This window comes from Promicromonospora sukumoe 327MFSha3.1 (assembly GCF_000385135.1).
Taxonomy (GTDB): domain Bacteria; phylum Actinomycetota; class Actinomycetes; order Actinomycetales; family Cellulomonadaceae; genus Promicromonospora; species Promicromonospora sukumoe_B.
In genome coordinates, this window is sequence record NZ_ARQM01000011.1 from 792,996 (window position 1) to 818,941 (window position 25,946).

Genomic DNA, 25,946 nt, shown 5'->3' on the forward strand with positions numbered 1-25,946 from the left:
GCCCTCGCACGCGGTGCGCTGGGTTTCGCCCGTGTAACGGCACCGCCATTTTCTGGCCAACTCCGGACAGATGGCAGGTAACGGCCACGCCCCGCACCCGAGAACGGGTGCGGGGCGTGGCGCGGGCGCGGGTCAGGCCGCCTTGCTCTGCCCCTCCGCCAGGTGCCGGACCCGGTCGAGGTCCGCCCCGGCGTCGGACAGGAGGGCGCGGGCCGGTGACTCGGCGCGGGTGAGGCCGAGCAGCAGGTGCCCGCCGTGGATCTCCTTGGAGCCCAGCCGGATCGCCTCGCGCAGCGCGAGCTCCAGCGACTTCTTGGCGTCCGGGGTGAACGGGATGTGCTTGCGGCGCCCGCGCAGGGTGCGGCCCGCCCGGGCGAGGGCGCCCTCGCCGAAGGTGGCCTCGGTGCGCCGCGTCACCTCGTCCAGGTCGATGCCGACGGCGGCCAGCGCGGCCGGGTCCAGCGCGTCGCCCGCCTCGATCTTGGCCCGGGCGCTCTCGACCAGGGCGGCGGTGTCCACCCCGCCGTCGGTCAGGGCGGTCCGGGCCGGGCCGCCGCTCTCGGCGAGCGCGACGAGCAGGTGGCGGCTGTCGATCTGGTCGCTGTGCGCGTCGCGGGCGACCTGCTGGGCGTCGACGACGGCGGAGCGGGCGTCCTTCGTGAACCTCTCGAACATCAGATCCTCCTGTTGTGCTTCTTGTGCACGGCCTGCCGGGTGACGCCGAGCGCGTCGGCGATCTCCTGCCACGACCAGCCGAGCCGACGTGCCCGCTCGACCTGGAGGGTCTCCAGGCGGTCGGCCAGCTCGCGCATGGCCTTCACGGCGCGCAGTCCCTCGGCGGGGTCGTCCCCGGCTGCGGATGCGGCGAGTGCTTGCTGGGTCATGGCGTCAACTATGGTTGACAAAGTTACTCGTTGTCAACCCTGGTTGACAAAACTCGGGGATCGAGACGTGTGCCACATGCCCGTGCCGAAGAAGCCCGGAAAACCGCCGCTCTCGTTCGGAAGCACAAGCGATCCAGGGCTACTCTGTACGGGGATGTCTTGACGTCGAGACATCGCCTCAGCCGGGCTCCGGGCGCCTACGACGTCCGAGGGCCGCATCCCGATGGAAGGACGCAGCAGGGTGGACCTGTTCGAATACCAGGCGCGCGACATCTTCGAGAAGCACGGCGTGCCCGTGCTGGGCGGGGTCGTCGCGACCACCGTCGAAGAGGCTCGCGAGGGCGCCGAGAAGCTGGGCGGCGGAACCGTCGTCGTGAAGGCCCAGGTCAAGACCGGTGGGCGCGGCAAGGCGGGCGGCGTCAAGCTGGCCCACTCGCCCGCGGAGGCGGCCGAGAAGGCCGGCGAGATCCTCGGCATGGACATCAAGGGCCACACGGTGCACCGCGTGATGATCGCCCAGGGCGCCAAGATCGCCGAGGAGTTCTACTTCTCCGTGCTCCTGGACCGGTCCAACCGCAACTACCTCGCCATGTGCTCCGTCGAGGGCGGCATGGAGATCGAGCAGCTCGCCGTCGAGCGGCCCGAGGCGCTCGCGCGCATCGCCGTCGACCCGGCCGTCGGCATCGACGAGGCCAAGGCCGCCGAGATCGTGGACGCCGCCGGCTTCGCCGAGGACATCAAGGGCAAGGTCGCCGAGGTCATCCAGGGCCTGTGGACCGTGTTCAAGGCCGAGGACGCCACGCTGGTCGAGGTGAACCCGCTGGTCAAGACCGAGGACGGCGAGATCGTCGCCCTCGACGGCAAGGTCACGCTCGACGAGAACGCCGGCTTCCGCCACGCGGACCACGCCGAGCTCGAGGACTCCGCCGCGGCCGACCCGCTGGAGGCGAAGGCCAAGGAGAACGACCTCAACTACGTCAAGCTCGACGGCGAGGTCGGCATCATCGGCAACGGCGCGGGCCTGGTCATGTCCACCCTCGACGTCGTCGCCTACGCCGGCGAGAAGCACGGCGGCGTCAAGCCCGCCAACTTCCTCGACATCGGCGGCGGCGCCAACGCCCAGGTCATGGCGAACGGCCTCGACGTCATCCTGAACGACGAGCAGGTCAAGTCGGTCTTCGTGAACGTCTTCGGCGGCATCACCGCGTGCGACGAGGTCGCCAACGGCATCGTGGGCGCGCTGGACATCCTCGGCGACGAGGCGTCCAAGCCGCTGGTCGTCCGCCTCGACGGCAACAACGTCGAGCTCGGCCGCCAGATCCTGAACGAGCGCAACCACCCGCTCGTCACCCTCGCCGACACCATGGACGGCGGCGCCGACCTTGCCGCCGCCAAGGCTGCCGCCGCCTGATCGCCCGCTGAAGACTTCGAAAGCAGAGACAAGAAGACAATGTCGATCTACCTGAACCAGGACTCGAAGATCATCGTCCAGGGCATCACGGGCGGCATGGGTGCCAAGCACACCGCCCTGATGCTGGACTCCGGCGCGCAGATCGTCGGCGGCGTGAACGCCCGCAAGGCCGGCACGACGGTGACCCACAAGGACGCCTCGGGCGCCGACGTCACCCTCCCGGTGTTCGGCACCGTCAAGGAGGCCATGGCCGAGACCGGCGCGGACGTCTCCGTCGTCTTCGTGCCCCCGGCCTTCACCAAGGACGCCGCCATCGAGGCCATCGACGCGGGCATCGGCCTGCTCGTGGTCATCACCGAGGGCGTGCCGGTGCAGGACACCGCCGAGGTGTGGTCGTACCTGCAGGGCAAGGAGACCCGGATGATCGGGCCGAACTGCCCCGGCATCATCACCCCGGGCGAGTCGCTCGCCGGCATCACGCCGCACACCATCACGGGCAAGGGCCCGATCGGTCTCGTGTCGAAGTCGGGCACGCTGACCTACCAGATGATGTACGAGCTGAAGGACTTCGGCTTCTCGACCGCCATCGGCATCGGCGGCGACCCGATCGTCGGCACCACGCACATCGACGCGCTCGAGGCCTTCGAGAACGACCCGGAGACCAAGGCGATCGTGATGATCGGCGAGATCGGCGGCGACGCCGAGGAGCGTGCCGCCGAGTACATCAAGGCGCACGTCACCAAGCCGGTCGTCGGCTACGTCGCGGGCTTCACCGCCCCCGAGGGCAAGACGATGGGCCACGCCGGCGCGATCGTGTCCGGCTCGGCCGGCACCGCGGCCGCCAAGAAGGAGGCCCTCGAGGCCGTCGGCGTGAAGGTCGGCAAGACGCCGTCCGAGACCGCCGACCTCATGCGGGAGATCCTGCAGGGGCTCTGACGCCCTCGGTCGGGCAACCGGCCGAACTCATCGACTTCGGTCGGTTGTCTTGGGATCGGTCCAACAGTGGACCGATCCCAAGACAACCGACCGATCTCGTCTGCGTGTGGTCCCTTCGCAAAACGGGCGTTCCTACACCAGTTCACCCGGCGAACTCCATACCCAGCCGTAATATCTCCCGAAGTTCACCCGGGCCACGCCGAGGCAGGTCCCCGGGATGGCCCCCGGGCGCGGGTGAAGATTGCCGGGTGAGCGCACCACCCCGCCCGAGCACGGCTTCCCGCACCTCAGGTGCCCGCACGACCCGCCCGGCCGGCAACCGGCCGACGGCACGTCGCGGCCGCCTGGTCGAGGAGCCGCCCACGCCGGAGCCAGGGTCGTCCGCGCTCGCCCACGTCGTCTCCGGAGTGCTCGCCGCGGCCCAGGCCCTGGTCCTGTCCCTCGCCGTCGTAGTGCTCCCGGCGGTGGTCGCCTACCTCGTGGGCAACGCCACCCTCACCTCCGCGCCGGAGACCGCGGACGACGGCGTCCAGGTGCGCTCCGCGATCGACGTCGCCACGGGCCTCTGGCTCCTGGGGCACGGCGTCCCGCTCACGGCCGACGCCGTGACCGTCACCCTCGCGCCGCTCGGCATCGCGGCGCTCGCCCTGTTCGCCACGTACGCCTCGGCCAAGCGGTTCGCCGCGACGTCGGTCCGCGCCTGGGCCGCGGGCGCCGTGACCTATGCCGTGGGCACCACGGGGGTCGCCCTGCTCGCGGGCAGCGCCCCGGGCTGGTCGCTGGCCCTGGCTCCGCCCGCCGGCCTGGTGATGGGCGGGCTCGGCACGGGACTCGGCATCCTCGCGCGCCCGGACGCGCCGACGCCGGCCGAGATCGGTGAGCGCGCCGAGGCGCTGGTGCGGCGGTTCACCGGCTTCGACCTGCTCCCCGCGACCCTGCGTCTGGGGCTGCGCGGCGGCGCGCTGGCCGTCGCGTTCCTGACCGGCGGCGCGGCGCTCCTCGTGGCGGCGTGGGCGCTGGCGGGTCGCGCCACGTCGTCGGACATCGTGACGGCGCTGGAGCCGGGCTGGACCGGGGGCGTCGTGTTCGCCGTGGCCCAGCTCGCGCTACTGCCCAACCTGCTGCTGTGGGCGCTCGCCTGGATCGCGGGGCCGGGCTTCGCCGTCGGCGAGGGCACCAGCTTCACGCCGTTCGGCACGGTCTCCGGGCCGCTGCCCGCGGTGCCGCTGCTCGGGGCGCTGCCCGGCGAGGACTGGGCCAACCCCGTCAGCGCCTGGGTGCCCGTGCTCGTCGTCGCGTGCGGCGTCGCGGCGGGCGTGTTCGTGTGGCGCCGGCTGGAGCCGTCGCTGGTGCGATGGGCCGACGTCGGCTGGGTGCTCGGCGGGATCGTGCTCGTGCCCGGGCTGTTCGTGCTGCTGGGCCAGTGGGCCGCCGCGGGCGCCGTCGGGCCGGGCCGGCTGTCCCAGATCGGGGCCGACCCGCTCGTGAGCGCCGGGCTCGTCGCCGCCGAGGTCGGCGGGGGAGCGGCGGCGGTGCTGCTCGGCGCCAAGCTCGACGTGGTCGCGCGCCGCGGCGAGATCGGGGACGACCTGGTGGCGTGGCTGAAGCGTCCGGCGTCGGTGAGCGGCGAGCGGGACGGTTCGGTGGATCGCGACCTGGACGAACAGCCGGGGGAGGCGCGCGACCTCGCGTCGGAGCTCGGGTTCGACGGCTCGCCCGACCCGGAAGGCGACGGTGTGCCCGAGGGCAAGGCGGCGGACGACGACGCGGACCCGCGCGACGCAGCGGACCCGGCCCCGTCCGGCGACTGGGCGAGGACCCAGGCGTACGCGGTCTCGGAGCCGGACCCCGACCCGGGTGCCGGGTCGGCGACCGGTCCGGCTGATGACGACGAAACGCCCGGGGCGCGCCCGGGAACGTAGGCTGGGGCCCGTGCAGACGCCCTCCGGTCACCCCGTCGAGTCCACATCCGCCAAGCGCCTGGTGGTGCTCGCCTCGGGCGGCGGCTCCAACCTCGCGGCGCTGCTCGCCGCGCACGACGACGCCGCCTATGGCGCGCGCGTCGTCGGCCTCGTCACGGACCGCCCGACGGCGGGCGCGCTCGACCTGGCCCGGGACGCGGGGGTCGCCTCCGCCGTCGTCGCGCTCAAGGACTTCGACGACCGCGCGGCCTGGAACGACGGCGTGCTCGAGGCGATCTCGGTGTTCCGGCCCGACTACGTGATCCTGGCGGGCTTCATGCGCATCCTGGCGCCCGGCGTCGTCCGCAGGTTCGAGGGGCGGATGATCAACACGCACCCGGCCCTGCTGCCCGCCTTCCCGGGCGCGCACGGCGTGCGCGACGCGCTCGCCCACGGCGTCAAGGTCACCGGCTGCACGGTGCACGTGGTCGACGACGGCGTGGACACCGGCCCGATCCTCGCCCAGACGGCCGTCCCGGTGCTCGACTCCGACGACGAGCCCACGCTGACCGAGCGCATCAAGGTCGCCGAGCGCGCGCTCCTGGTCGAGACGGTCGGCCGCCTGTCCCGCGAGGGCCTCCACGTCGCGGGCCGCAAGGCGTCGATCGGCCGCTGACCGGGCTGGTCCGCCGTCGGCCGTCCGTCCCTCCGGCCGCCCGCCGTCCGGCCGTGTTGGCCCTTCTCCTTTGAGGCCTAAGTTTCTTCGCTTTGAGGCGACTCAAAGCGAAGAAACTTAGGCCTCAAAGGAGACTGGCAAAACGGTCGTAACGGCCGCACCGGCCGAAACGACCGCCGGGCCGAGGATCGCCGGCTGGCCGACGTCGTCGTAGTTGCCCGGCGCCCAGCCGGCCTCGCGCAGCAAGGGCTCCAGGGTCTCGACCAGCCGGCCTCCGAGATCCTTCGCGGTGAAGCGCAGCAGGCGCGAGCCGCCCGCCGAAGCCAGCGCGTTCTGGCGCGTGCGGTCGCGGAACACCGCGGCCGGCGCGGAGTGCACCTCGACGCCGTCGATCTCGACGAGCAGCCAGGTGCCGTCCGGCAGCAACCAGGCGAGATCGACCCGGCCGAGGTGCGTGCCGTCGGGGTCCCGGACCACGAGCTGCAGGGTGTCCGGCCGGATCCCGGCGTCCAGGCAGGCCAGCCGCGCGGAGGTCTCGAGCGGCGACTCCGACCTCCCGTCTGCCAGCCGCCACCAGGGATGCGTCGCCTCGACACCGCGGTGCCCGCGCGCCAGGTCGTGCGCCCGGGCCAGGTCGTCCGCCGTGGCGGACCGGGAGTGCAGCAGGTCGTCCATCACGGCCACGGCGTCGGCCCGGTACATCTGCCCGACGCCGAGGGCGAGGGCGTCCGCGACGCTCGCGATCCGGTAGTCGCCGCCGAACCGCCCGCTCACCATGTCCCCGATCTTCCGGAACGTGATCCCGTCCCGGGCCGGACGCCACAGCCCGTCGGGCGCGACCACCTCCGACCGGATGGTGCGCGGCAGGCCCTTGACCTTGTACAGCGCGAGCGCGCACAGGCCGACGGCGGTCGATCCCGGGCCGGCCGCGAGGAGGCCGAGCCACGCGGGACGACGTCGTAGGTGGTCCAGCAGGTCGGTACGTGACCGCTGGTCGGGCGGCACGACGTCGGTGTCGTAGACGCCCTGGGTGACCCGGACCAGCCGGCCCTGCCGGACGAGCCGGTACCGCCACCGGGCGTCGACGCCGATGCCGTCGAGCTGCGCGGCGGAGATCAGCCCCTCCTGCCGGGAGGCGATGACGTCAACCTGCACGGGCAGGGGCTTCAGCGGTCGCATGAACCAATATCAGCATGCAAGAAAGGTCATTGCCGATTATCCATTGTCAACCTGTGGAAAACTGGCTGACTCCCGTCTCCTTTGAGGCCTAAGTTTCTTCGCATTGAGGCGAACCAAAGCGAAGAAACTTAGGCCTCAAAGGGGAGTGGCCGACGGCGGCTGGGCTCGGGGCGTCATCAGGCGGACATTTCACCCGGTACGTTGTGCGGCGTGACTGGGGAGACGACGACGGCGGGTTCAGTGGACGCGGCGAGTCCCGACGCGGCGAGTCCCGACGCGGCGAGCCCCGACCCTGCGAGCCCCGACCCGGCCTGCCCCGACGCGGCCGGCCCCGACCTCCCGCTCCGGCGCAACTCCGCCTACCTGCTCCTCACCACCGGACGGTTCGCGCAGGCGATCGGCGCCGGCGTCGGCACGTTCGCGGTCCCGCTGGTCGCGTTCGAGGTCACCGGTTCGGTGGGGCAGGCGGGCCTGATCAGCGGCATCGGCCAGGCCGGCGCGCTGCTGGCCACGTTGCCCGCGGGCGTCGTCGCCGACCGGGTCAACCGCCGGCTGCTCCTGATCGTCGCCGCCGCGACGGGCACCGCCCTGTGGGCCACGGTCGTCGCCGCCGGGCTGGCGGGCACCCTCGGCGCCTGGCACCTGGCGGCGGTGCTGTTCGGCTCGTCGCTGGTCAGCGCGTTCGTGAACCCGGCGTCGGGCGGTGCGCTGCGCGCCGTCGTCCCCGCCGCGCAGATGCCGAACGCGATGGCCGTGAATCAGGGGCGGATGGCGGCGGTCGCGCTGTTCGCGGGGCCGGTCGGCGGGTTCCTGTACGGCATGGCGCACGTGCTGCCGTTCGTCGCGTCCGTGGTAGGGCACCTGATCGAGGTGGTAGCGGTGTCGTTCGTGCGCAAGCCGCTCAACGGCGAGCGGACCGGCGCGACCCACCCGCTCGCCGACCTGCGCGAGGGCCTGCGCTTCGTGGGCGCGGTGCCGCTCTTCCGTGCGGTGCTGGTCCTGATCACGCTGCTGAACCTCACGTCGATCGCCCTGGTCGTCGCGATCAACCTGGAGCTGGTGCGCACCGGCATCGATCCGCGGCTGATCGGCCTCGTGGACGCGTGCGCCGGGATCAGCATGCTGACCGGCGCGATCGTCGCGGGGCCGATCGTGCGGCGCGTCCGCGTGGGCCGGTTCGGGGTCGCGACCATCGGCCTGCTCGCCGGGGCCCTCGTCGTCATGGCGCTGGCGCCCACGTACTGGGTGTTCGTCGCGATGCTGGCGGTCGGGGTGTTCCTCTACCCGGCGCTCAACGCGGGCTTCACCGGCTACCTGACGGTGATCATCGCGGACCGCATGATGGGCCGCGCCACCTCGCTGCTCGGACTGACCGGCCTGATCGCCGCCCCGGCCGCGCCCGTGCTGGGCAGCGCGCTGCTGGAGGCGTGGGGCATCGGCGGCACGCTGTGGGTGATGGTGGGCGCCATGGTCGCGGTGCTCGTTGCGCTCAGCCTCACCCGTCCACTGATGCGGATCGGCAGGCCGGACACATGGGCGGCGGACGCGCTGGAGTAGCCGCGGCCCGGGCCGCTCAGGTCTCCGGGACGGGTTCGCCCGCCAGGTCCCGCGGGCCGACGGCGTAGAGGACCTGGTAGAACTTCCGCTCGGGGTCGTCGGGGTCCGCCCGCTTGGCGGCCCCGGTCTTGTCCCACCACTTCTCCATGACGGCGAACACCTCCGCGGTCATCTCCTCCGCCTCGTCGCGCGTGAAGAAGGCCCCGCTGGCCATGCCCTCGTGGAAGTCGGCCCGAGCGCCCGGGGCCTCCCGGTCGCGCAGGAACATGGCGCGCAGCCAGCGCAGGTAGGGGTCGATGGCGTTCTCCGCCCCCGCGAGGTTGCGGTCCACGACGAACTGCTCCACGACAGGTCGCCACACCCGGTCCCGCTTGTCCCGTGCGAGCTCCGGGGCCTCCTCGATGAAGTGGTGCTTGGCCAGCACCCGCAGGTGGAAGCTGATCGAGTTCGCCGGGATGTCCAGGGTCCTGGCGAGGTCCGCGGCGCGCGCGTGCTCGCGGACGTTGAGCTCGATCAGGATCCGCTGCCGCACCGGGTGCGCCATGGCGCGCAGCGTCTCCGGGTCGGTGATCTGGAGGGGTTCCTTCGAGGCCATCGCGCCAGGCTAGCAAGATCTCGCAACAAGAGATGCGCAACTATCATTGCGCAATTGCAGTTGCGGGCTCTACGGTGTGCGCATGACGACGGACGAGGCCCGCGCGGCCGACGAGACGACGACGGAGGGTCGCGCGCCGGCCGGCCTCTGGCGCAACCGCTCCTACCGCCTGCTGCTGACCGGCGCGACGGCGGAGGACGTCGGCGCGGCCGTCGGCGCCTTCGCGGTGCCGCTGCTCGCGTACGCGGTCACCGGGTCCGTGGTGCAGGCCGGCGTGATCGCGTTCGTCGGCCAGCTCGGCTCGGTACTCCTGACCTTGCCGGCCGGGGTGATCGTGGACCGGGTGGACCGCCGTCGCCTCATCATGGCCGGCAGCGCGGTCGCGGCTCTGGCCTGGACCAGCGTGGTCGTCGCGGGCCTCGCCCCCGGCCTCTCGATCACCGCCGCGCACCTGGCCGGGGCGCTGTTCGTGTCGTCCGCGGTCGGCGCCCTCATGGACCCGGCCGGGACCGCGGCACTGCATGCCGTGGTCCCCAAGGAGCAGCTCGGCCAGGCGATGTCGGTCGCGCAGGGGCGCGACGCCGCGGCCACCCTGCTCCAGGGTCCGCTCGGCGGGCTGCTCTACGGCATGAGCACCGTGCTGCCCTTCGTGGTGTCCGCCGCGGGGCGGCTGGTGTCCGTGGCGGCCACGTCCCTGGTGCGGGAGCCGCTCAACGGCGACCTCGACGCCGCGCGCGCGGAGCATCCCGTCGCCGCACTGCGGGAGGGGTTGCGCTTCGTGTTCGGCGTGCCACTGCTCCGCGCGTCGCTCTGGCTGTTCATGCTGGTCAACCTGGTTCTGAACGGCATGATGATCGCCGTCAACCTGCACCTGGTGAGCGTCGGGACGGCGCCCGCGCTGATCGGCCTGATCAACACCGCGGTCGGGGTGGGCGTGCTGGCCGGCTCGGTCCTCGCGGGCGTGCTCGTCCAGCGGGTGCGCGTGGGTGTCCTCACGGTGCTGACGCTCGGCGTCTCCGGCGTCGGCGTCGTGCTGATGGCGGTGTTCCCGACCTACTGGGGGTTCGTCGCCGCGCTGACCGGGATGATGTTCTTCGCGCCCGCGCTCAACGCCGGGATGCTCTCGTACGTCACGGCGATCACGCCGGGACAGATGCAGGGGCGCATGGCCGCGACGATGGGGCTCACCGGTCTGGTGGCCGGGCCGGTGGCGCCGCTCGTGGGCAGCGGTCTCCTCGCAGGCCTCGGGATCGGTCCCGCCATGTGGCTGTTCGCCGGCGCGTGGGCGGTGCTGTTCCTGGCCATGTTCCTGGTGCGCCCCCTGTGGCGCGTCGGCCTCCCGGACACCTGGGCGGCCGACGTCGTCGAGTGGCCGACGGCGCGCACGCCGTCGGCCACCCGACCGCCGTCGGCCACCTGAGAATCAGACGGCGGACCAGCCCGTCAGACGGCGGACCAGCCGCCGTCCGACGCGATGATCGCGCCGTTCAGGTTCGCCGAGTCCTTCGACAGCAGGAACGTGATGGTCGCGGCGAGCTCCTCGGGCATGGCGAGGCTGAGGATGTTGGCCTGGTAGGGCCGCAGCACCGGGGCGCCGAACTCGGCCTGGCCCGGCAGCTGGATGCCCGTGGCGACGCCGCCGGGCGCCACCGCGTTGGTGCGGATGCCGTGCTTCGCGTACATCACTGCCGTCGACTTCGTCAGCCCGACCACCGCGTGCTTCGAGGCCGTGTAGGCGACGCCGGCGGCCGAGCCGCGCAGCCCCGCCTCGGAGGCGACGTTCACGATGCGCCCCTCCGTCGCGGCCAGCATGCCGGGCACGACGGCGCGGGTGAGCCGCATGGTGCCCTCCAGGTTCACGCGCAGCACGCGCTCCCACAGGGCGTCGGTGACCTCGTGGACCGCCGACATGTCGTCCATGATCCCGGCGACGTTGGCCAGCGCGTCCACGCGTTCGCCGGCCGCCGCCAGGATGCGGTCGACGTCGTCCTGGGCCGAGATGTCGCCCGCCACGGGGATGATCTCGGCCCCGGACGGCAGCCCGGTCAGGCCGGCGGCGAGCTCGCCGAGCTTCTCCGCGGAGATGTCGGCGGCGATCACGCGCCCGCCCTCGCGGGCCACGCGGGAGGCGACGGCGCGGCCGATGCCGGACGCCGCTCCGGTGACGACGACGGTCTGGCCGGCGAACCGGCCCGGGGTGACCTGCTCGCTCCAGCCCGCGGCGGCCTGCTCGTCGTACGCCGCGTCGGCTGCCGCGGCCTCCTCGGGCGCCGCCTCCCGGTACGCGGCGAGCAGCGCGTCGAGCGCCTCGGCGGGGAACTTGCCGCCGGACATCGCGACGAGCTGCTCCAGCGCCAGGCCGCGGGCGGGGGCCAGCGAGTCCGGCGTCGCGCCGCCCTGGGCGAGGAAGTCGCCGAGGATCCGGCCCCCGACGGGGTGGTCGAGCCAGTCGCCGACGGTCGAGTGGGTGGTCAGTGCCATGGTGCGCTCCTCGGACGTGGTTGGTACCGGACAACGTTGTCCGGTACCTAGAATACCGCTATGACCGGTGTACTTCGTGACCCGCGACGCGGTGAGGTTCCTCGCAGTCCCGCACGCCGCGGCGGGGCGCCCAACCTGGGCCCGCGCGCCGCCGCGGGCAACCGCGCGGCCCTCCTGGACGCTGCTCGCGAGGTGTTCGGGTCCGTCGGGACCAGCGCGCCGCTGAGTGCGGTCGCCAAGCGGGCCGGCGTCGGCCAGGGGAGCCTCTACCGGCACTTTCCGGACCGGCTCGACCTCGTGGTCGCCGTCTTCGAGGAGCAGGTCGTGACCCTCGAGGATGCGGCGGCCGCGCCGGACGCCGACCTGCGCGACCTGCTCGGCCTGGTCACGCGGCACGCGATCGACTCGGTCGGGTTCGTCGACCTGGTCCGCTCGAGCGTGCCCGCCGACGAGCGGATCGTCGCCCTGGGGGAGCGGGTCGCGGTCGCCCTCGGCACCCGGCTGGAGACGGCCACGGCGGCCGGTACCGTCCCGCCCGGGACGACGTCGGACGACCTGCTGCTCGCCGTCGCGATGACGGCCGGCGCGCTGTCGCAGGCCGAGGGGGCCGACCGGGTGCGCCGGGCGTGCCGCGCCTGGGAGCTGCTCCGGATCGAGGTACGGATCCCCGACGGCGCCTGACGGCGTCGCGGCGCGCCGGGAACACCCGGCGCGCCCCACCGCGGCCTACCCGCGTCTGCCCGCCGCCTGCTGCCCGCCGATCCAGCCGAACACGGCAGCCGGACCGATCGTGGATCCCGGCCCGGGATAGGTGCGCCCCATCACCGATGCCGTCGTGTTCCCCGCGGCGTACAGGCCGGGGATCGCCGAGCCGTCCGCCCGCAGCACCCGCGCGCGCTCGTCGGTGAGCAGCCCGCCCTTGGTGCCCAGGTCGCCGGGCACGATCCGCAGGGCGGAGAAGGGACCGCGCTCGATCGCGCCGAGGTTCGGGTTGGGCCGGACCGTGGGGTCCGAGTAGTAGCGGTCGTAGGCGGAGTCGCCGCGGCCGAAGTCGGCGTCCTTGCCGGTCCGGGCGAACCCGTTGAACCGCGCGACGGTGTCCCGGAACGTCCGCGGGTCCAGGCCGAGCGCGTCCGCCAGCTCCGCGAGGGTGTCCGCGTACACGAGCGTGCCGTCGTCCACGTAGCGCCGCCGGCCGGAAAGGAGCGACGTGTTGAGGTAGCGCCGCCGGGCGCGGACGTCCATGACCAGCCACGACGGGTTCGCCGGCACCTGCGGGTCCCGCTCCAGCAGCGCGTGGCCGAAGTCGATGTAGCTCGTGGACTCGTTGACGTACCGGGCGCCGGAGGAGTCGACGACCATCGAGTACGGCATGGACCGCTCGGACAGCACGAAGCCGTGCATCCCCTGGCCCTTGTTGTCCACGCCCGCGCCCCACCAGGCGTCGTCCATAAGCGCGAGCGCGCCGCCGGCGTCGGCCCCGGCCTCGATGCCCGTGCCCTGGTCGTCCTCGGACGCGGCGCTCCAGCCCGGCACGCCGTGGTGCCGCTCGCGCCACCGGGTCCTGTGGGCGAACCCGCCCGCGCCGAGCACGACGCCGCCGGTGACGCGCACGGCGCGGCGGGCCTGCGGCATCCCGACGACGGCGCCCACCACGGCGCCGTCCTCCACCAGCAGCTCGGTCAGCGGCGTGCTCAGCCGCACCTCCGTGCCCTGCGCCCGCACGACCTCCATGAGGGAGCAGGCCAGCGCGGCCCCCATCCCGACCTGCTTCTTGCCGGTGACCAGGCCGCCCAGCACGCGGAACACCAGCCGCGCCCCGCGCACGAAGCCCGACGGCGTGGACCAGGCCCGGCCCAGCTCGTAGAAGTCGTCGTTCATGACCGCGAGCGGCACGCCGTCCTTGACGCGGGACCGCTCGATCCAGTCGCCGAGCCGCCGCGTGTCGTACGGCCGGGGCTCGATGGACCGGCCGATCTTGCCGCCGGGCCGCTCGGGGTAGTAGTCGGGGTACTTCTGCGCGGCCGACCAGCGCACGCCGTGCCCTTCCAGCGCGGTGACCAGCTCGTCGACGGTGTCGACGAACGCCTCGCGCCGGGCGGCCGAGCTCGCGGGGCCGACGTCGCCGATCGCCTCCTGCATGTACGTCAGCGCCTCCGCGCGGGAGTCGGCGATCCCCGCGCGCCGCATCACCGGGTTGTCCGGCAGCCACAGCCCGCCGCCGCTCCGCATCGTGGTGCCGCCCCACCGGGCGGACGACTCCACGACCAGCACCTTCGCCCCGGCGTCCGCGGCGGCGATCGCCGCGCTGAGCCCGGCGGCGCCCGTCCCGGCCACCAGTACGTCGACCACTTCCTCGTGCGTCATCGCGCGATCCCTCCGGTCCTTACCGGACTCCGTTGTCCGGTTGGTGCACAAGGTACTCCCGCGCCCCGGTCGCGGCGCAAGACCCAGGACCGTTCCCGGACCCGGTTAGACTGCTCGCGGCCGTGACTGGCGAGGGTGGGTCACCACCGGGGAGCGGCCGAGCGACCCGTGATGCGCGCCGCCCGCCTGGGTGCCAGGGTTTTCCACGAGGCTACTTCCGAGGAGAACCGCCATGTCCGGCGCCCCGTCCACCCCTGACGTCCAGCTCACCGACGACTCGCAGCGCCCCGTCCGGCGCGCCCTGCTGAGCGTCTACGACAAGACCGGCCTGATCGAGCTCGCCACCGCGCTGCACGACGCCGGCGTCGAGCTGGTCTCGACCGGCTCCACCGCGTCCAAGATCGCCGACGCGGGCATCCCCGTCACCCCCGTCGAGGACCTCACCGGCTTCCCCGAGTGCCTGGAGGGCCGGGTCAAGACCCTGCACCCGCGCGTGCACGCCGGCATCCTGGCCGACACCCGCAAGCAGGACCACCTCGACCAGCTCGCGCAGCTCGACATCGCGCCGTTCGAGCTCGTCGTCGTCAACCTCTACCCGTTCGCCGCCACCGTCGCCTCGGGCGCCGGGCCGGACGCCGTCGTCGAGCAGATCGACATCGGCGGGCCGTCCATGGTGCGCGCCGCCGCCAAGAACCACCCGTCGGTCGCCGTGGTCGTGGACCCGGCCGCATACCCGGCCGTGGCCGACGCCGTCCGGGCCGGCGGGTTCACCTACGCCCAGCGCAAGGCGCTCGCTGCCGCCGCGTTCGTGCACACCGCCACCTACGACGTCGCCGTGGCGTCCTGGATGGGCTCGGTCGTCTCCCCGACCGACGTCGTCGAGGCCGCCGACGGCCCCGTGTCGACCGGCTTCCCCGCCTGGGTCGGCGGCACCTGGGAGCGCGCCGACGTGCTGCGCTACGGCGAGAACCCGCACCAGCGCGCCGCCCTCTACACCCGCGGCGACGGCGTCACCGGCCTGGCCCAGGCCGAGCAGCTGCACGGCAAGGCCATGAGCTACAACAACTACGTGGACGCCGACGCCGCGTGGCGCGCCGCCTGGGACCACGAGGGCCCCGCCGTCGCGATCATCAAGCACGCCAACCCGTGCGGCATCGCGGTCGGTACCGACATCGCGCAGGCGCACGCCCGGGCGCACGCGACCGACCCGGTCAGCGCGTACGGTGGCGTGATCGCCGCGAACCGCACCGTCACGGTCGCCGCCGCGCGCCAGATCGCCCCGGTGTTCACCGAGGTCGTCGTGGCCCCCGGCTTCGAGCCCGAGGCGCTGGAGATCCTCCAGGCCAAGAAGAACATCCGCCTGCTCGTGGTCCCCGAGGCGCCGGCCGGCGCCGTCGAGACGCGGCCGATCTCGGGCGGGCTGCTCATGCAGGCCACCGACCGCTTCCAGGCCGACGGCGACAGCCCGGAGAACTGGACGCTGGCCACCGGCGAGGCCGCCTCGCCCGAGGTGCTCGCCGACCTCGCCTTCGCCTGGAAGGCCGTGCGGGCCACCAAGTCGAACGCGATCCTGCTGGCCAAGGACGGGGCTGCGGTCGGCATCGGCATGGGCCAGGTCAACCGCGTGGACTCGTGCCGCCTCTCGGTCGAGCGCGCCAACACCCTGGCTGACGGCGAGTCCGGCCCCGTCGAGCGGGCGCGCGGCGCGGTGGCGGCGTCCGACGCGTTCTTCCCGTTCGCGGACGGGCTCCAGGTGCTGCTCGACGCCGGGGTCACCGCCGTCGTGCAGCCGGGCGGCTCGATCCGCGACGAGGAGGTCGTCAAGGCGGCCGAGGCGGCCGGCGTCACGATGTACTTCACGGGCACGCGCCACTTCGCGCACTGATCCGAGGCGGCGCCCTCCGGGGCGGACGTTACTCAGCCGGGTGGGTAACGGAGAGCTAGCAGTGCTACCTCTCCGTTACCCACCCGGCTGAGCTGTGCTTGCCCCGCGGCGACCGTCGGTGCACGGCGGCTCGGAGTCAGGGTCGGAAGACGGCGTCCTTGAGCTTGACCGTCGGGTCCAGGGCGCGCTCCAGGTCGACCGTCAACGGCACCCCGCGGTTCATCAGCTTCCGGACCTGGCCCACCTCGCGCGGGGAGTCGACCAGCAGCACCGCCCGGACGGTCGCCACGCGGTGGCCCTCCGGGGTGCGGCGCGGGTGCCGGTCCAGCGCGTTCTCCAGGTAGAGCGCCGCCCAGCCGCCCGACGCCGTGGGCGTGCCGCGCAGCACCACCTCGTCGAACGGCGACGGCACCCCGAACAGCGCCAGGTCGTGCCCGAGCTGCTGCGAGAACACGTATGGCGCGTGCGAGGTGATCGGGGCGAGCCCCAGCCGTTCGCGCACGTGCTCGGGCTCGGCGGCCCGCTCGTCGAGCCCCAGCAGGGCCCGGACGGTGACCTCGGGGTCGTGCAGCGCGGCCGACCAGTGCCCGCCCGGCACCGGCCCGAACACCGGGTGCTCGCGTGTCGCGATGTCGCCCACCGCCCAGACGCGGCGCAGCGCGTCGAGGTGCAGCCGGCCCGCGGGGTCGGTCGGGGAGTGCAGGCCCGTCAGCCGGCCGGCCCGGTTGACCCGGAGCCCGCCGTTCGACTCCAGCGGCAGGGAGCCGGCCAGCCAGCCCGACGCCGGACGCGCGCCCACGGCGGCCAGCACCAGGTCGGCCTCCAGCACGCGGCCGTCGGCGAGGACGACGCTGCCACCGCCGGGCGTGTCGCCGGCCGGTCCGGGCAGCACCTTCTCGACGGCGACGTCCGTGACCAGGGTGACCCCGGCGGCGTCGTACCAGGGCGCCAGCAGGCCGCCCACGTGGCGGCCGAGCTGCCGCTCCAGCGGCACGGGGCCCGCCTCGACGACGGTGACTTGTGCACCCGCGCCGGCGGCGACGCCTGCGACCTCCGCGCCGATCCAGCCGGCGCCGACCACCACGATCCGCGTCCCCGGGACGGCGGCGGCGCGCAGCCGCTCGGCGTCACCGGCGGTGTGCAGGGTCATCGCGGCGTCCCAGCCCGCCGGGCGCAGGGGCGCGCTCCCGCAGGCGAGCACCACGGCGTCGGCCATGACGTCGTCGCCCGACGCCGTCCGCACCACCACCTGCTCGCGGTCCGCCTCCAGGCGCGTCGCGGGGTCGGCCAGCCGCAGGTCGTCGACGAGGGCCGGGAGGTCGATCCCGAGGTCGTCGGCGAGCCAGACCGGCTCGGTGCGCTTGAGCAGCTCCTTGGACAGCGGCGGGCGGTCGTACGGCGGCAGGCCCTCCGCGCCCAGCACCGTGAGGTGCCCCTCGAAACCGTGCTGCCGCAGGGCGGCGGAGGTCTGCGCGCCCGCCAGCCCCGCACCCACGACGACCACGCTGCTGGGGACCTGACCTGGAGTCGACGGCATGGACCTCACGGTAGCTCGCAGGCCGCCAACCTGGGAATGTGCTCTGTATCAGGTTGCAAGCAGGTCACGGTCCTGCAGAATCGCGACGTTTCGGTTGTACCCTCGTCCCGTGGATCTCAGCGAGATGCGGACTGCCCCTGGCGCACCGGGCGGTGCCACGACCCTCCTCGAGCCGGGCTCGGCGGGAACGGCTACGCTCGAACGCACCGGACGGGCCGACCTGATGACGGCCACCACGACGACCAGCCAGGAGCTCGACCGCAGTGAGCCAGCCAGCGGCGAGGACTCCGACATGAGTCCGGCCGAGCCGCAGCGCAGCAACCTCGCGATCTGGCTCGTCCTCGCAGGTGTCGGCATCTCCGTGCTGCTCGGCATGGTCGCCGGCGCGCGCGCCGGGGCGATCGGCATCGGGGTGGTCCTCGTGGTCTGCGCGATCTTCCGCGCGGTGCTCGACAGCCCCGTCGGGCTCGTCATCCGGACCCGGACCGTCGACATCATCCTGTACGGCGCGACCGCCGTGCTGATCGGCGTCCTCGCCGTGGCGACGCCGAGCATCTGACCTTCCCGCCAGGCCCTCCCGGCCGGTCGTCCCGCCCGGTCTTCCCGGCGGACGACCTGCCCGCCCGTGGCGCGGCCGCCGTCAGCGGGCCGCGCCCTCCAGCGAGCCCGTCACGGGCTGCTCCGACTCGACCACGCACAGGATGCGACGGTCGCCCTCGGCCCAGCTCTCCTCGGACGGCGCGATCGGCCAGTAGAGCAGCTCCGACTGGGCCCACTGCAGCCCCACGTACTTCGTGAACTGCGGGTAGCAAAAGGCGTCGGCGGCGTCCCACAGCGCCTGCTGCGTGGGGGCCTCGCCGTTCTTCGCGAGGCTGTCCTCCGCGGTCGTCTCCGCGTAGATCTCGCCGCCGTGCGCGGTCGTGCAGGGCACCACCGGGATCCGGTACAGCGTGGTCTGGCCCGACGTCGCGGCCGTGTCGATGCAGTCGCCCACCTGCAGGTCGGGGATCTCGGCCCCGGCGGTCGCCGAGGTGTCCGCGTCAGGCGTCGGCTCCTCGGACGGCGCGACCTGCCCGCCGGCCTCCTGGGTCGGCAGCGGCTCCAGACCGTCCGCCGGGTCCTCGGCGTAGGGGTCGGCGTACGGGTCCGTCGTCGCGTACGGGTCGACGGTCGGGCTCGGGGACGACGTCGGCGCGGTGAGCGCGGGACCGTCGTCGGGCAGCGTGATGCCGAGCGGGCCCGCCAGGGCCGGCGGCACGAACGACTTCGCGGTCGAGACCAGCCCGGGCGGCAACGACGACGCGTAGGTGGGGGCCGCCACTGCGGCGATCCCCAGGCCGACGACGGCGAGCACGCCCACCGTGACCGCGCCCAGGGAGAAGTCGAGGGTGCGCACCGACGACTTCTTCGCGCGGCGCACGTTGCCGGTGCCGTTGGCCTCGGCGGTGCGCATCGAGTGCACGAGCGCCGGGATCGCGAGCGGCCAGAAGAGCAGGAACGCCGCGACCACCCAGCCGGTGCGGGTCGGGTAGGGGAGCTCGTTCGGGTCGGCGTCGTCGTCGCCGGCGATGGGCCCGGGCTCGGCGGTGGTGTCAGGCTTCTCATCCGCGCCGGCCTCGTCGCCGGTCTTCTCGTCCGGACCGGCCTCGTCGTTGCCCTCGCCTGAACCGGACTCGTCGTCGCCCGCGTCCGGACCGGACTCGACCTCGGTCTGCTCGTCCGTGCCGGGCTCGGCGTCGTCGGGCTCGGCGTCGCGCCGCCTCCTGCGGAAGCCGCCCCATCGCTTACGGGCCTTGCCGGGCTCCTTGCCGGCCGCGTCCGGCTCGGCGTCGTCCGGGTTCTCCTCGGACACGTCCGACGCGGCGCCGTCGACCTCTGCCTCGGTGTCGTCAGCGTCCGACGCGGTGCCGTCCGCGTCCTGCGCCGCGTCTCCCGGCTTCTCCTCGGGTCGCTCCGACGGTGCCTCGGGTGCGTCGTCGGACGTCTTCCGCGGTTCGGGGCCGGCCGGTTCCGTCGCGCCGTGCGAGGTCTGCGTGCTGTCGGCCATGGTCCCGGATCGTAGCGGTGCGGGCTTTCCGGGCGAAAGGCGCGCTTCACCCCGTGGCTGCTCCTCCGGCTCCGGGGTGCGCACCCCGGAGCCGGAAGAGCGGCTCATCGTTCGCTGACGCGAGCGGTCAGGTCGTCGGCGTCGGACTCGGCGAAGCAGCTCAGCTGCCGGTCCAGCGCGCGCCAGTCCCACGGATCCGGTGCCGTGTGCCAGAAGTGCAGGCCGGAGTCCTCGGCGGTCGTCCCGGTAGCGCTCTCGAAGGCCGCGCGACAGGTCTCGTCCGCGTACCGGGCCATCACGGCCGGACCAGGGAAGGCGGGTTCGGTCACGCCGTCGGTCTGGCCGAACGCGTCGCTGGGCACGTGCGTGAGCCGGTAGAGCTCCCCGCCGTGCGGTTCCGCGCACCGCACGACCTCGACGGTGCGCACCACGTCGGTCAGCCCGTCGGTGAGATAGCAGCTTCCCTCGCTCAGCTCCCGTACCGAGGTCCCGTCGATCGGGCCGGAACCCGGCTGGTCGTCGTCGACGTACCGGGTGGACGTCGCCGCGTCCGCGGCGATCTCCACGTCCTCGAACCAGAAGCCCAGGGCGACGACGCCGGCCAGTCCACCGACGGTCAGCAGACACGTCAGCGCGATGTAGAAGACGAGGCCGGCGATCCCGATGCGCCGGGCCTTCGCGCCCTCGGCCGCGAAGGTCTGCCGGTCGCCCGCGCCGAGCGCGGCCGTCGCCCGCTGGGTGTGGGGGTAGGCGGCCACTCCGAACGGCCACCACGCGAGGAGCGCGACGATGCTCCAGCCCGCTCCGGTGGACGGCTCGGCCGGCGGCCGCGGCAGGGGTTGGTACGACGTGGGGGCGTCGTAGGGCGACCTCGCCGGGGCGTAGGGGTCCGGAGCGGGCCCGGGCCCGGGCGGACCGGGCGGGCCGGGCGGCGTCAGGGGCGGGAGCTGGTCGCTCATGAGCTCGCTCCGACCTCGAAGAGCCCGGGGTAGTCCGCGAGCTCACCACGCATCGGGGTGTCCACCTGGACGAAGCAGACGGCCCTGCGCAGGCCGTCGCCCCAGTCGTCCCAGGTCGGTTCGATGGTCCAGACGGGGGAGTCTGCCGAGAGGGAGGCGCCCGAGTACTCCTCGTACCGCGGCGCGCAGTCGTACCACGCCCAGTCGGAGACCTCGCTCGTGCCCGGGAACTCGCCGTCGCCGAGATCGGTCACGGCGATCACCTGCGCGTCGTGCAGCCTGCTGCACGGGATCACGTCGACCCATCCCCAGGCCGTCTCCCAGTCGGGGGCCATGAAGCAGTCGCCGGCACGGGCCGTGAGCGGGTCGATCGTGATCGGTTCCCTCTTCGGTGCGGCAGCGGTCCGGTAGGAGCCAGGGGCGGGCTCGGCCGCCGCGGTGTCGATGCCCTCCGCCTTGAGCGAGTCGGTCGCCATCGGCGTGAGGATCAGCCCGAGGGGGACGTAGAGCATGAGCGTGCCCGCGTACAGGGCGCCACCGATCAGGACCCCGAGCCGTGCGCGGTTCCGGGCTCGGTGCGCCTCGCGCTGCGCGGTCCAGACGTCGCCGGCCCCGAGCGCGCCGGCGGCGCGGTTGGCGGCGAGCACCGCGGCGATCGCCAGCGGCCAGAACAGGATGATGCATGCGGTGATCCAGCCGCGGTGCACGGGCACCCGCAGGTCTTCGGGCCGGATCGAGGGTGGGGCGGTCACGGCGGGATGTCTATCAGGCGTTTCGCGCAGACATGGCCGATGTGACCGGATCGTGAGGCGACTTCACCCTGGCGGCACGGCGACCGCCGTCGGTGGCACCGATCCGGGAGTGGTCGGAGTCCCGGTACGACGCAGGGGCCGCACCTCCCCTACGGAAGGTGCGGCCCCGGCGTCGTACGGGTGCGGCGAGGGGTCAGGCCTTCTCGTCGCTCTTCTTCTCCGGCTCGGGGGCCGGCTCTGCCTCGGCGGGCTTCTCCGCGGACTCCTCCGTGGCGGCGGCAGGTGCGGCGGCCGGGGTCGGCTCCTCCGCGACGACCTCGGTCGCCTCGTCGTCGTCCTCGTCCTCGTCGGCCTCGTCGAGCTCGAGCTCCTCCGGCTCGACCGAGGCGAAGGCGCGGTAGAACAGCGCGGCGAGCGCGGCGCCGACCAGCGGGGCCAGCCAGAACAGCCAGAGCTGGCGGCCGGAGCCGTCGCCGCCCCAGTTGTTCGCGAAGAGCGCGGCGGCGGTCGAGCGGGCCGGGTTCATGCCGGCGTTGGTGACGAACCACGACACCAGGGTCAGCGCGGCGATGGCGCTGCCCACGGCGACGGGGGCGTAGGTGATGCGGCTGCGGCGGTCGTTGACGCCCAGGTACACGCCCACGAGGATCGCCGAGATGATGACCTCGACCAGCAGCGCCGGCAGCCAGTCGAACTGCGCCTGGCCCTGCGTCTGCAGGTAGAGCGGGGAGTGCTGCGAGAAGCCGTTCACGGCGGCGTCGAACGCGTCGGAGGTGTTCTCCTTGCCGAGCAGCGCGAGCAGCGGCTGCGGGACGGTCGCGAACAGCACGGCGGCGGCCAGGATCGCGCCCACGAGCTGCGCGCCCCAGTAGCTGAACATGGCGCTGACCGTGATGCGGCCGCTGAGCCAGGAGCCCAGCGAGATCGCCGGGTTGAAGTGCGCACCGGAGACACGGCCGACGGTCGCGGCACCCGCGATGTAGGCGAACGCGCCGCCGAGGGCCACGCCGAGCCCGCCGACCGTGTTCAGCGGGCTGTAGACGAGCACACCCACGATCACGAGCGTCAGCAGGAACGTGCCGAAGGTCTCGGCGAGCAGGCGGGAGAGCAGGCTGGGCGACCGCTCCTCGACCTCGGTGACGCCGCTGGTCGCGGCGAGGTCCTGGGACATGAAGTCTGTTCCTTTCAGTGGCACACCTTCTCGGTGCGCGTCATGGCGGCGTGCAGTGCGATGTCGCGCACATCCTGCCATTACCCGCCTGGGCAAAACCTGAATACGCGCGGGTATTTTCTTCACCGTACTCGGGTACCGGTACCAGGCAAGACACAGATCGGCCCAGGGGCTGGGCGAGGCGGGCCGGTCGATGCAAGAGTGGGGTCATGACTGAACCCGTGAATGTCACCGTCACCGGAGCCGCTGGCCAGATCGGGTATGCGCTCCTCTTTCGCATAGCCGCGGGCGAGATGCTCGGCGCGGACACGCCAGTACGGCTCCGACTCCTCGAGATCCCGCAGGCCGTCGGCGCCGCGGAGGGCACGGCCATGGAGCTCGACGACTGCGCCTTCCCGAACCTGACCGGCGTCGACATCTTCGACGACCCGGTCAAGGCCTTCGACGGCGTCAACGTCGCCCTGCTCGTCGGTGCCCGCCCGCGCGGAGCCGGGATGGAGCGCGCGGACCTGCTCGAGGCCAACGGCGGCATCTTCGGCCCCCAGGGCCGGGCGATCAACGACGGCGCTGCGGACGACGTCCGCGTGCTCGTGGTCGGCAACCCCGCCAACACCAACGCCCTCATCGCGGCCTCGAACGCCCCCGACGTGCCGGCCACGCGGTTCACCGCGATGACGCGGCTGGACCACAACCGGGCGCTCTCGCAGGTCGCGGCCAGGACCGGGACCCCCGTGTCCGAGATCAAGCGGCTCACCATCTGGGGCAACCACTCCGCGTCGCAGTACCCGGACCTGTTCCGCGCCGAGGTCGGCGGCCGCCCCGGTGCCGACGTCGCGGCGGACACGGCCTGGCTGACGGACGACTTCATCCCGACCGTCGCCAAGCGCGGCGCCGCGATCATCCAGGCGCGCGGGGCGTCGTCGGCGGCGTCGGCGGCCAACGCGGCGATCGCGCACGTGCGCGACTGGACGCACGGCACCGCCGAGGGCGACTGGACCTCCGCGGGCATCTGGTCGTCCGGCGAGTACGGCGTGCCCGAGGGGCTCGTCTCCTCGTTCCCGGTGACGTCCGACGGCACGGGAGAGTGGAAGATCGTCGAGGGCCTCGACATCGACGAGTTCTCCCGCGGCCGGATCGACGCCAGCGTGGCGGAGCTCGCCGAGGAGCGCGACGCGGTCCGGGCCCTCGGTCTCATCTGACACCAAACCGTTGGTCGAGCTTGTCGAGACCCCGGACCAGGTCTCGACAAGCTCGACCGACGAGACGTAGCGCGTGAGGTGTGTCTCGCAATTGAGGAGCGCGCAGGACCCTCAGGTATCTTGATATCGAGAGATCGGCACATTCCAACACCCGGGGAGTCAGCCACACCCATGTCGAAGATCATCTATACCCACACGGACGAGGCCCCGCTGCTGGCGACCTACTCGTTCCTGCCGATCGTCTCGGCGTACGCGGCCAAGGCCGGTGTGGACGTCGAGACCCGCGACATCTCGCTCGCCGGCCGCATCATCGCCCAGTTCCCGGAGCGGCTCACGGAAGAGCAGCGCCAGGCGGACGCGCTCGCCGAGCTGGGCGAGCTGGCGAACGACCCGTCGGCCAACATCATCAAGCTGCCGAACATCTCGGCGTCCGTCCCGCAGCTGAAGGCCGCGATCGCCGAGCTCCAGGGCCTCGGCTACGACCTGCCGGACTTCCCGGAGAGCGTCGAGACCGACGAGCAGAAGGACGCGCGCGAGCGCTACGGCCGGGTCATGGGCTCCGCCGTGAACCCGGTGCTGCGCCAGGGCAACTCCGACCGCCGCGCCCCCGCCTCGGTCAAGAACTACGCCAAGGCGCACCCGCACCGCATGGGCGCCTGGACGGCCGACTCGAAGACCAACGTCGCGACCATGGGCCACGACGACTTCTTCTCCAACGAGAAGTCCGTGATCGTCGAGGCCGACGACACGCTGCGCATCGAGCACGTCGCCGCCGACGGCACCGTGACCGTGCTCAAGGAGTCGCTGCCCGTGCTCGCCGGCGAGGTCGTCGACGGCACGTTCCTCGACGCCGCCGCGCTGGACGCGTTCCTCGCCGAGTCGATCGAGCGGGCCAAGGCCGAGGGCGTGCTGTTCTCCGTGCACCTCAAGGCCACGATGATGAAGGTCTCCGACCCGATCATCTTCGGCCACGTGGTCCGCGCCTTCTTCAAGCCCGTCTTCGACAAGTACGGCCAGGACCTCGCCGCCGCCGGCCTCTCGGCGAACGACGGCCTGGGCGGCATCTTCGCGGGCCTCGAGTCGCTGCCGAACGGTGCCGAGATCCGCGCCGCGTTCGACGCCGCGCTGGCCGACGGCCCGAAGATGGCCATGGTGAACTCCGACAAGGGCATCACCAACCTGCACGTCCCGTCCGACGTCATCGTCGATGCCTCGATGCCCGCCATGATCCGCATCGGCGGCCACATGTGGGGCCCCGACGGCGAGGAGGCCGACACCCTCGCGGTGATCCCCGACTCCTCCTACGCCGGGATCTACCAGACCGTCATCGACGACTGCCGCGCCAACGGTGCTCTCGACCCGGCCACGATGGGCTCCGTGCCCAACGTCGGCCTCATGGCGAAGGCCGCCGAGGAGTACGGCTCCCACGACAAGACGTTCGAGATCGCCACGGACGGCACCGTCCGCGTCGTCGACGGCGCCGGCAAGGTGCTGATCGAGCACGCGGTGCACGCCGGTGACATCTGGCGCGCCTGCCAGACCAAGGACGCCTCGATCCGCGACTGGATCAAGCTGGCCGTGACCCGCGCCCGGCTGTCCGAGACGCCCGCCGTGTTCTGGCTCAACTCGCGCCGTGCGCACGACGCCAACCTGATCACGAAGCTCGAGCAGTACCTGCCGGAGCACGACACCGACGGCCTCGAGCTGCACGTCATGAACCCCGCGGAGGCCACGGCGTTCTCGCTCGCGCGCATCCGCGAGGGCCTGGACACCATCTCGGTGACCGGCAACGTGCTGCGCGACTACAACACCGACCTGTTCCCGATCCTCGAGGTCGGCACGTCGGCGAAGATGCTCTCGATCGTGCCGCTGATGAACGGCGGCGGCCTGTTCGAGACCGGTGCCGGTGGCTCCGCGCCGAAGCACGTGCAGCAGCTCGTCGAGGAGGACTACCTGCGCTGGGACTCGCTCGGTGAGTTCTTCGCGCTGGCCGCGTCCTTCGAGCACCTGGCGGTGACCGAGGGCAACGCCCGGGCCCAGGTCCTGGCCGACACGCTCGACCGCGCCACCGGCACGTTCCTCAACGAGGACCGCTCGCCGGGCCGTCGCCTCGGCACCATCGACAACCGCGGCTCGCACTTCTACCTGGCCCTCTACTGGGCCCAGGAGCTGGCCGGGCAGTCCGACGACGCCGAGCTGGCCGCCACGTTCAAGCCCCTCGCCGAGGCCCTCGCCGGCGGCGAGCAGGCCATCGTGGACGAGCTCGTCGCGGTCCAGGGCAAGCCGGCCGACATCGGCGGCTACTACCGTCCGGACGACGCCAAGGCGTCCGCGGTGATGCGCCCGAGCAGCACCTTCAACGAGGCGCTCGCGTCCCTCTGACGCCCGCTCTCTCGTGCGTGTCAGACC

The 25,946-nt window shown here is 72.9% G+C and carries 22 protein-coding genes and 1 riboswitch; of the genes, 11 read left to right on the forward strand and 11 right to left on the reverse strand.

The features are described from left to right. Window positions 1-132 precede the first annotated feature (132 nt). The gene (locus H291_RS0117270; RefSeq protein WP_020016261.1) at window positions 133-675 is read right to left on the reverse strand and encodes a Clp protease N-terminal domain-containing protein; all 543 of its coding nucleotides are present in this window, start codon (window positions 673-675) and stop codon (window positions 133-135) included. Next, on the reverse strand, window positions 675-884 hold the full coding sequence (locus H291_RS0117275; protein WP_020016262.1) for a DNA-directed RNA polymerase sigma-70 factor: 210 nt from the start codon (window positions 882-884) through the stop codon (window positions 675-677). The genes H291_RS0117270 and H291_RS0117275 overlap by 1 nt, the downstream gene beginning before the upstream one ends. A gap of 241 nt (window positions 885-1,125) precedes the next feature. Between H291_RS0117275 and sucC the strand changes: the two genes are divergently transcribed. From sucC to purN, 4 genes are all read left to right on the forward strand, one after another. Beyond that, on the forward strand, window positions 1,126-2,295 hold the full coding sequence (gene sucC, locus H291_RS0117280; protein WP_020016263.1) for an ADP-forming succinate--CoA ligase subunit beta: 1,170 nt from the start codon (window positions 1,126-1,128) through the stop codon (window positions 2,293-2,295). Window positions 2,296-2,334: 39 nt separating this feature from the next. Continuing rightward, window positions 2,335-3,231 carry a succinate--CoA ligase subunit alpha gene (gene sucD / locus H291_RS0117285; RefSeq protein ID WP_020016264.1) on the forward strand — a complete coding sequence of 299 codons (897 nt, stop codon included), beginning with the start codon at window positions 2,335-2,337 and terminating at the stop codon, window positions 3,229-3,231. A gap of 248 nt (window positions 3,232-3,479) precedes the next feature. Further along, a complete protein-coding gene (locus H291_RS30565) occupies window positions 3,480-5,153 on the forward strand; it encodes a cell division protein PerM (RefSeq protein WP_157237126.1) in 1,674 nt (557 codons plus the stop codon). Window positions 5,154-5,163: 10 nt separating this feature from the next. After that, on the forward strand, window positions 5,164-5,808 hold the full coding sequence (gene purN, locus H291_RS0117295; protein ID WP_020016266.1) for a phosphoribosylglycinamide formyltransferase: 645 nt from the start codon (window positions 5,164-5,166) through the stop codon (window positions 5,806-5,808). Between the two features lie 117 nt (window positions 5,809-5,925). On the opposite strand, the gene H291_RS32695 is transcribed toward purN, so the two are convergent. Further along, a complete protein-coding gene (locus H291_RS32695; protein WP_020016267.1) occupies window positions 5,926-6,987 on the reverse strand; it encodes a type IV toxin-antitoxin system AbiEi family antitoxin domain-containing protein in 1,062 nt (353 codons plus the stop codon). Between the two features lie 210 nt (window positions 6,988-7,197). On the opposite strand from H291_RS32695, the gene H291_RS0117305 reads away from it, so the two are divergent. Further along, the gene (locus H291_RS0117305; protein WP_198012516.1) at window positions 7,198-8,544 is read left to right on the forward strand and encodes an MFS transporter; all 1,347 of its coding nucleotides are present in this window, start codon (window positions 7,198-7,200) and stop codon (window positions 8,542-8,544) included. A 16-nt stretch (window positions 8,545-8,560) separates the two neighbouring features. Here the strand turns inward: H291_RS0117305 and H291_RS32700 are convergent, their stop codons facing one another. Continuing rightward, window positions 8,561-9,139 carry a winged helix-turn-helix domain-containing protein gene (locus H291_RS32700; RefSeq protein ID WP_020016269.1) on the reverse strand — a complete coding sequence of 193 codons (579 nt, stop codon included), beginning with the start codon at window positions 9,137-9,139 and terminating at the stop codon, window positions 8,561-8,563. Between the two features lie 82 nt (window positions 9,140-9,221). Between H291_RS32700 and H291_RS0117315 the strand changes: the two genes are divergently transcribed. Continuing rightward, window positions 9,222-10,559 (forward strand): MFS transporter, encoded by a 1,338-nt coding sequence (locus H291_RS0117315; protein WP_020016270.1) that lies wholly within the window; start codon window positions 9,222-9,224, stop codon window positions 10,557-10,559. A gap of 23 nt (window positions 10,560-10,582) precedes the next feature. Here the strand turns inward: H291_RS0117315 and H291_RS0117320 are convergent, their stop codons facing one another. After that, window positions 10,583-11,620, reverse strand: a complete 1,038-nt coding sequence (locus H291_RS0117320) for an SDR family NAD(P)-dependent oxidoreductase (protein WP_020016271.1) — start codon at window positions 11,618-11,620, stop codon at window positions 10,583-10,585. A 60-nt stretch (window positions 11,621-11,680) separates the two neighbouring features. Between H291_RS0117320 and H291_RS34800 the strand changes: the two genes are divergently transcribed. Beyond that, on the forward strand, window positions 11,681-12,301 hold the full coding sequence (locus H291_RS34800) for a TetR/AcrR family transcriptional regulator (protein WP_084468190.1): 621 nt from the start codon (window positions 11,681-11,683) through the stop codon (window positions 12,299-12,301). 45 nt (window positions 12,302-12,346) lie between these two features. Here H291_RS34800 and H291_RS0117330 read toward each other — a convergent pair whose 3' ends face one another. Then, window positions 12,347-13,987, reverse strand: coding sequence for an FAD-dependent oxidoreductase (locus H291_RS0117330; protein WP_020016273.1), 1,641 nt, complete (start codon window positions 13,985-13,987; stop codon window positions 12,347-12,349). 112 nt (window positions 13,988-14,099) lie between these two features. Continuing rightward, a riboswitch (ZMP/ZTP riboswitch) is annotated at window positions 14,100-14,186 on the forward strand. Between the two features lie 33 nt (window positions 14,187-14,219). On the opposite strand from H291_RS0117330, the gene purH reads away from it, so the two are divergent. After that, window positions 14,220-15,872 carry a bifunctional phosphoribosylaminoimidazolecarboxamide formyltransferase/IMP cyclohydrolase gene (gene purH / locus H291_RS0117335; protein WP_020016274.1) on the forward strand — a complete coding sequence of 551 codons (1,653 nt, stop codon included), beginning with the start codon at window positions 14,220-14,222 and terminating at the stop codon, window positions 15,870-15,872. Window positions 15,873-16,008: 136 nt separating this feature from the next. Here the strand turns inward: purH and H291_RS0117340 are convergent, their stop codons facing one another. Beyond that, window positions 16,009-17,409: an NAD(P)/FAD-dependent oxidoreductase gene (locus tag H291_RS0117340; RefSeq protein ID WP_051109511.1), complete on the reverse strand. Its 1,401-nt coding sequence runs from the start codon at window positions 17,407-17,409 to the stop codon at window positions 16,009-16,011. Between the two features lie 109 nt (window positions 17,410-17,518). Between H291_RS0117340 and H291_RS30585 the strand changes: the two genes are divergently transcribed. After that, window positions 17,519-17,968, forward strand: coding sequence for a DUF3017 domain-containing protein (locus tag H291_RS30585; RefSeq protein ID WP_198012517.1), 450 nt, complete (start codon window positions 17,519-17,521; stop codon window positions 17,966-17,968). Window positions 17,969-18,049: 81 nt separating this feature from the next. Here the strand turns inward: H291_RS30585 and H291_RS32705 are convergent, their stop codons facing one another. The 4 genes from H291_RS32705 to H291_RS30595 form a co-directional block, all read right to left on the reverse strand. Continuing rightward, window positions 18,050-19,456, reverse strand: coding sequence for a septum formation family protein (locus H291_RS32705; RefSeq protein WP_020016277.1), 1,407 nt, complete (start codon window positions 19,454-19,456; stop codon window positions 18,050-18,052). A 104-nt stretch (window positions 19,457-19,560) separates the two neighbouring features. Further along, a complete protein-coding gene (locus H291_RS0117355; RefSeq protein WP_020016278.1) occupies window positions 19,561-20,415 on the reverse strand; it encodes a septum formation family protein in 855 nt (284 codons plus the stop codon). Further along, window positions 20,412-21,167 carry a septum formation family protein gene (locus H291_RS0117360; protein WP_157237130.1) on the reverse strand — a complete coding sequence of 252 codons (756 nt, stop codon included), beginning with the start codon at window positions 21,165-21,167 and terminating at the stop codon, window positions 20,412-20,414. Before H291_RS0117360 ends, H291_RS0117355 begins: the two co-directional genes overlap by 4 nt. Window positions 21,168-21,360: 193 nt before the next feature. After that, window positions 21,361-22,338 (reverse strand): MIP/aquaporin family protein, encoded by a 978-nt coding sequence (locus H291_RS30595; RefSeq protein WP_020016280.1) that lies wholly within the window; start codon window positions 22,336-22,338, stop codon window positions 21,361-21,363. A gap of 209 nt (window positions 22,339-22,547) precedes the next feature. On the opposite strand from H291_RS30595, the gene H291_RS0117370 reads away from it, so the two are divergent. Then, entirely contained in the window at window positions 22,548-23,537 is a 990-nt protein-coding gene (locus H291_RS0117370) for a malate dehydrogenase (protein WP_026365859.1), read from the forward strand. A 171-nt stretch (window positions 23,538-23,708) separates the two neighbouring features. After that, entirely contained in the window at window positions 23,709-25,919 is a 2,211-nt protein-coding gene (locus H291_RS0117375) for an NADP-dependent isocitrate dehydrogenase (RefSeq protein ID WP_020016282.1), read from the forward strand. Window positions 25,920-25,946: the final 27 nt, after the last annotated feature.

Excerpts from the sequence above, each read along its gene's own strand:
- H291_RS0117270 (WP_020016261.1), bottom strand. The coding sequence starts at position 675 with ATGTTCGAGAGGTTCACGAAGGACGCCCGCTCCGCCGTCGTCGACGCC.
- H291_RS0117275 (WP_020016262.1), bottom strand. The coding sequence starts at position 884 with ATGACCCAGCAAGCACTCGCCGCATCCGCAGCCGGGGACGACCCCGCC.
- sucD (WP_020016264.1), top strand. The coding sequence starts at position 2,335 with ATGTCGATCTACCTGAACCAGGACTCGAAGATCATCGTCCAGGGCATC.
- H291_RS32695 (WP_020016267.1), bottom strand. The coding sequence starts at position 6,987 with ATGCGACCGCTGAAGCCCCTGCCCGTGCAGGTTGACGTCATCGCCTCC.
- H291_RS32700 (WP_020016269.1), bottom strand. The coding sequence starts at position 9,139 with ATGGCCTCGAAGGAACCCCTCCAGATCACCGACCCGGAGACGCTGCGC.
- H291_RS0117315 (WP_020016270.1), top strand. The coding sequence starts at position 9,222 with ATGACGACGGACGAGGCCCGCGCGGCCGACGAGACGACGACGGAGGGT.
- H291_RS0117320 (WP_020016271.1), bottom strand. The coding sequence starts at position 11,620 with ATGGCACTGACCACCCACTCGACCGTCGGCGACTGGCTCGACCACCCC.
- H291_RS34800 (WP_084468190.1), top strand. The coding sequence starts at position 11,681 with ATGACCGGTGTACTTCGTGACCCGCGACGCGGTGAGGTTCCTCGCAGT.
- H291_RS0117330 (WP_020016273.1), bottom strand. The coding sequence starts at position 13,987 with ATGACGCACGAGGAAGTGGTCGACGTACTGGTGGCCGGGACGGGCGCC.
- purH (WP_020016274.1), top strand. The coding sequence starts at position 14,220 with ATGTCCGGCGCCCCGTCCACCCCTGACGTCCAGCTCACCGACGACTCG.
- H291_RS0117340 (WP_051109511.1), bottom strand. The coding sequence starts at position 17,409 with ATGCCGTCGACTCCAGGTCAGGTCCCCAGCAGCGTGGTCGTCGTGGGT.
- H291_RS32705 (WP_020016277.1), bottom strand. The coding sequence starts at position 19,456 with ATGGCCGACAGCACGCAGACCTCGCACGGCGCGACGGAACCGGCCGGC.
- H291_RS0117355 (WP_020016278.1), bottom strand. The coding sequence starts at position 20,415 with ATGAGCGACCAGCTCCCGCCCCTGACGCCGCCCGGCCCGCCCGGTCCG.
- H291_RS30595 (WP_020016280.1), bottom strand. The coding sequence starts at position 22,338 with ATGTCCCAGGACCTCGCCGCGACCAGCGGCGTCACCGAGGTCGAGGAG.
- H291_RS0117370 (WP_026365859.1), top strand. The coding sequence starts at position 22,548 with ATGACTGAACCCGTGAATGTCACCGTCACCGGAGCCGCTGGCCAGATC.
- H291_RS0117375 (WP_020016282.1), top strand. The coding sequence starts at position 23,709 with ATGTCGAAGATCATCTATACCCACACGGACGAGGCCCCGCTGCTGGCG.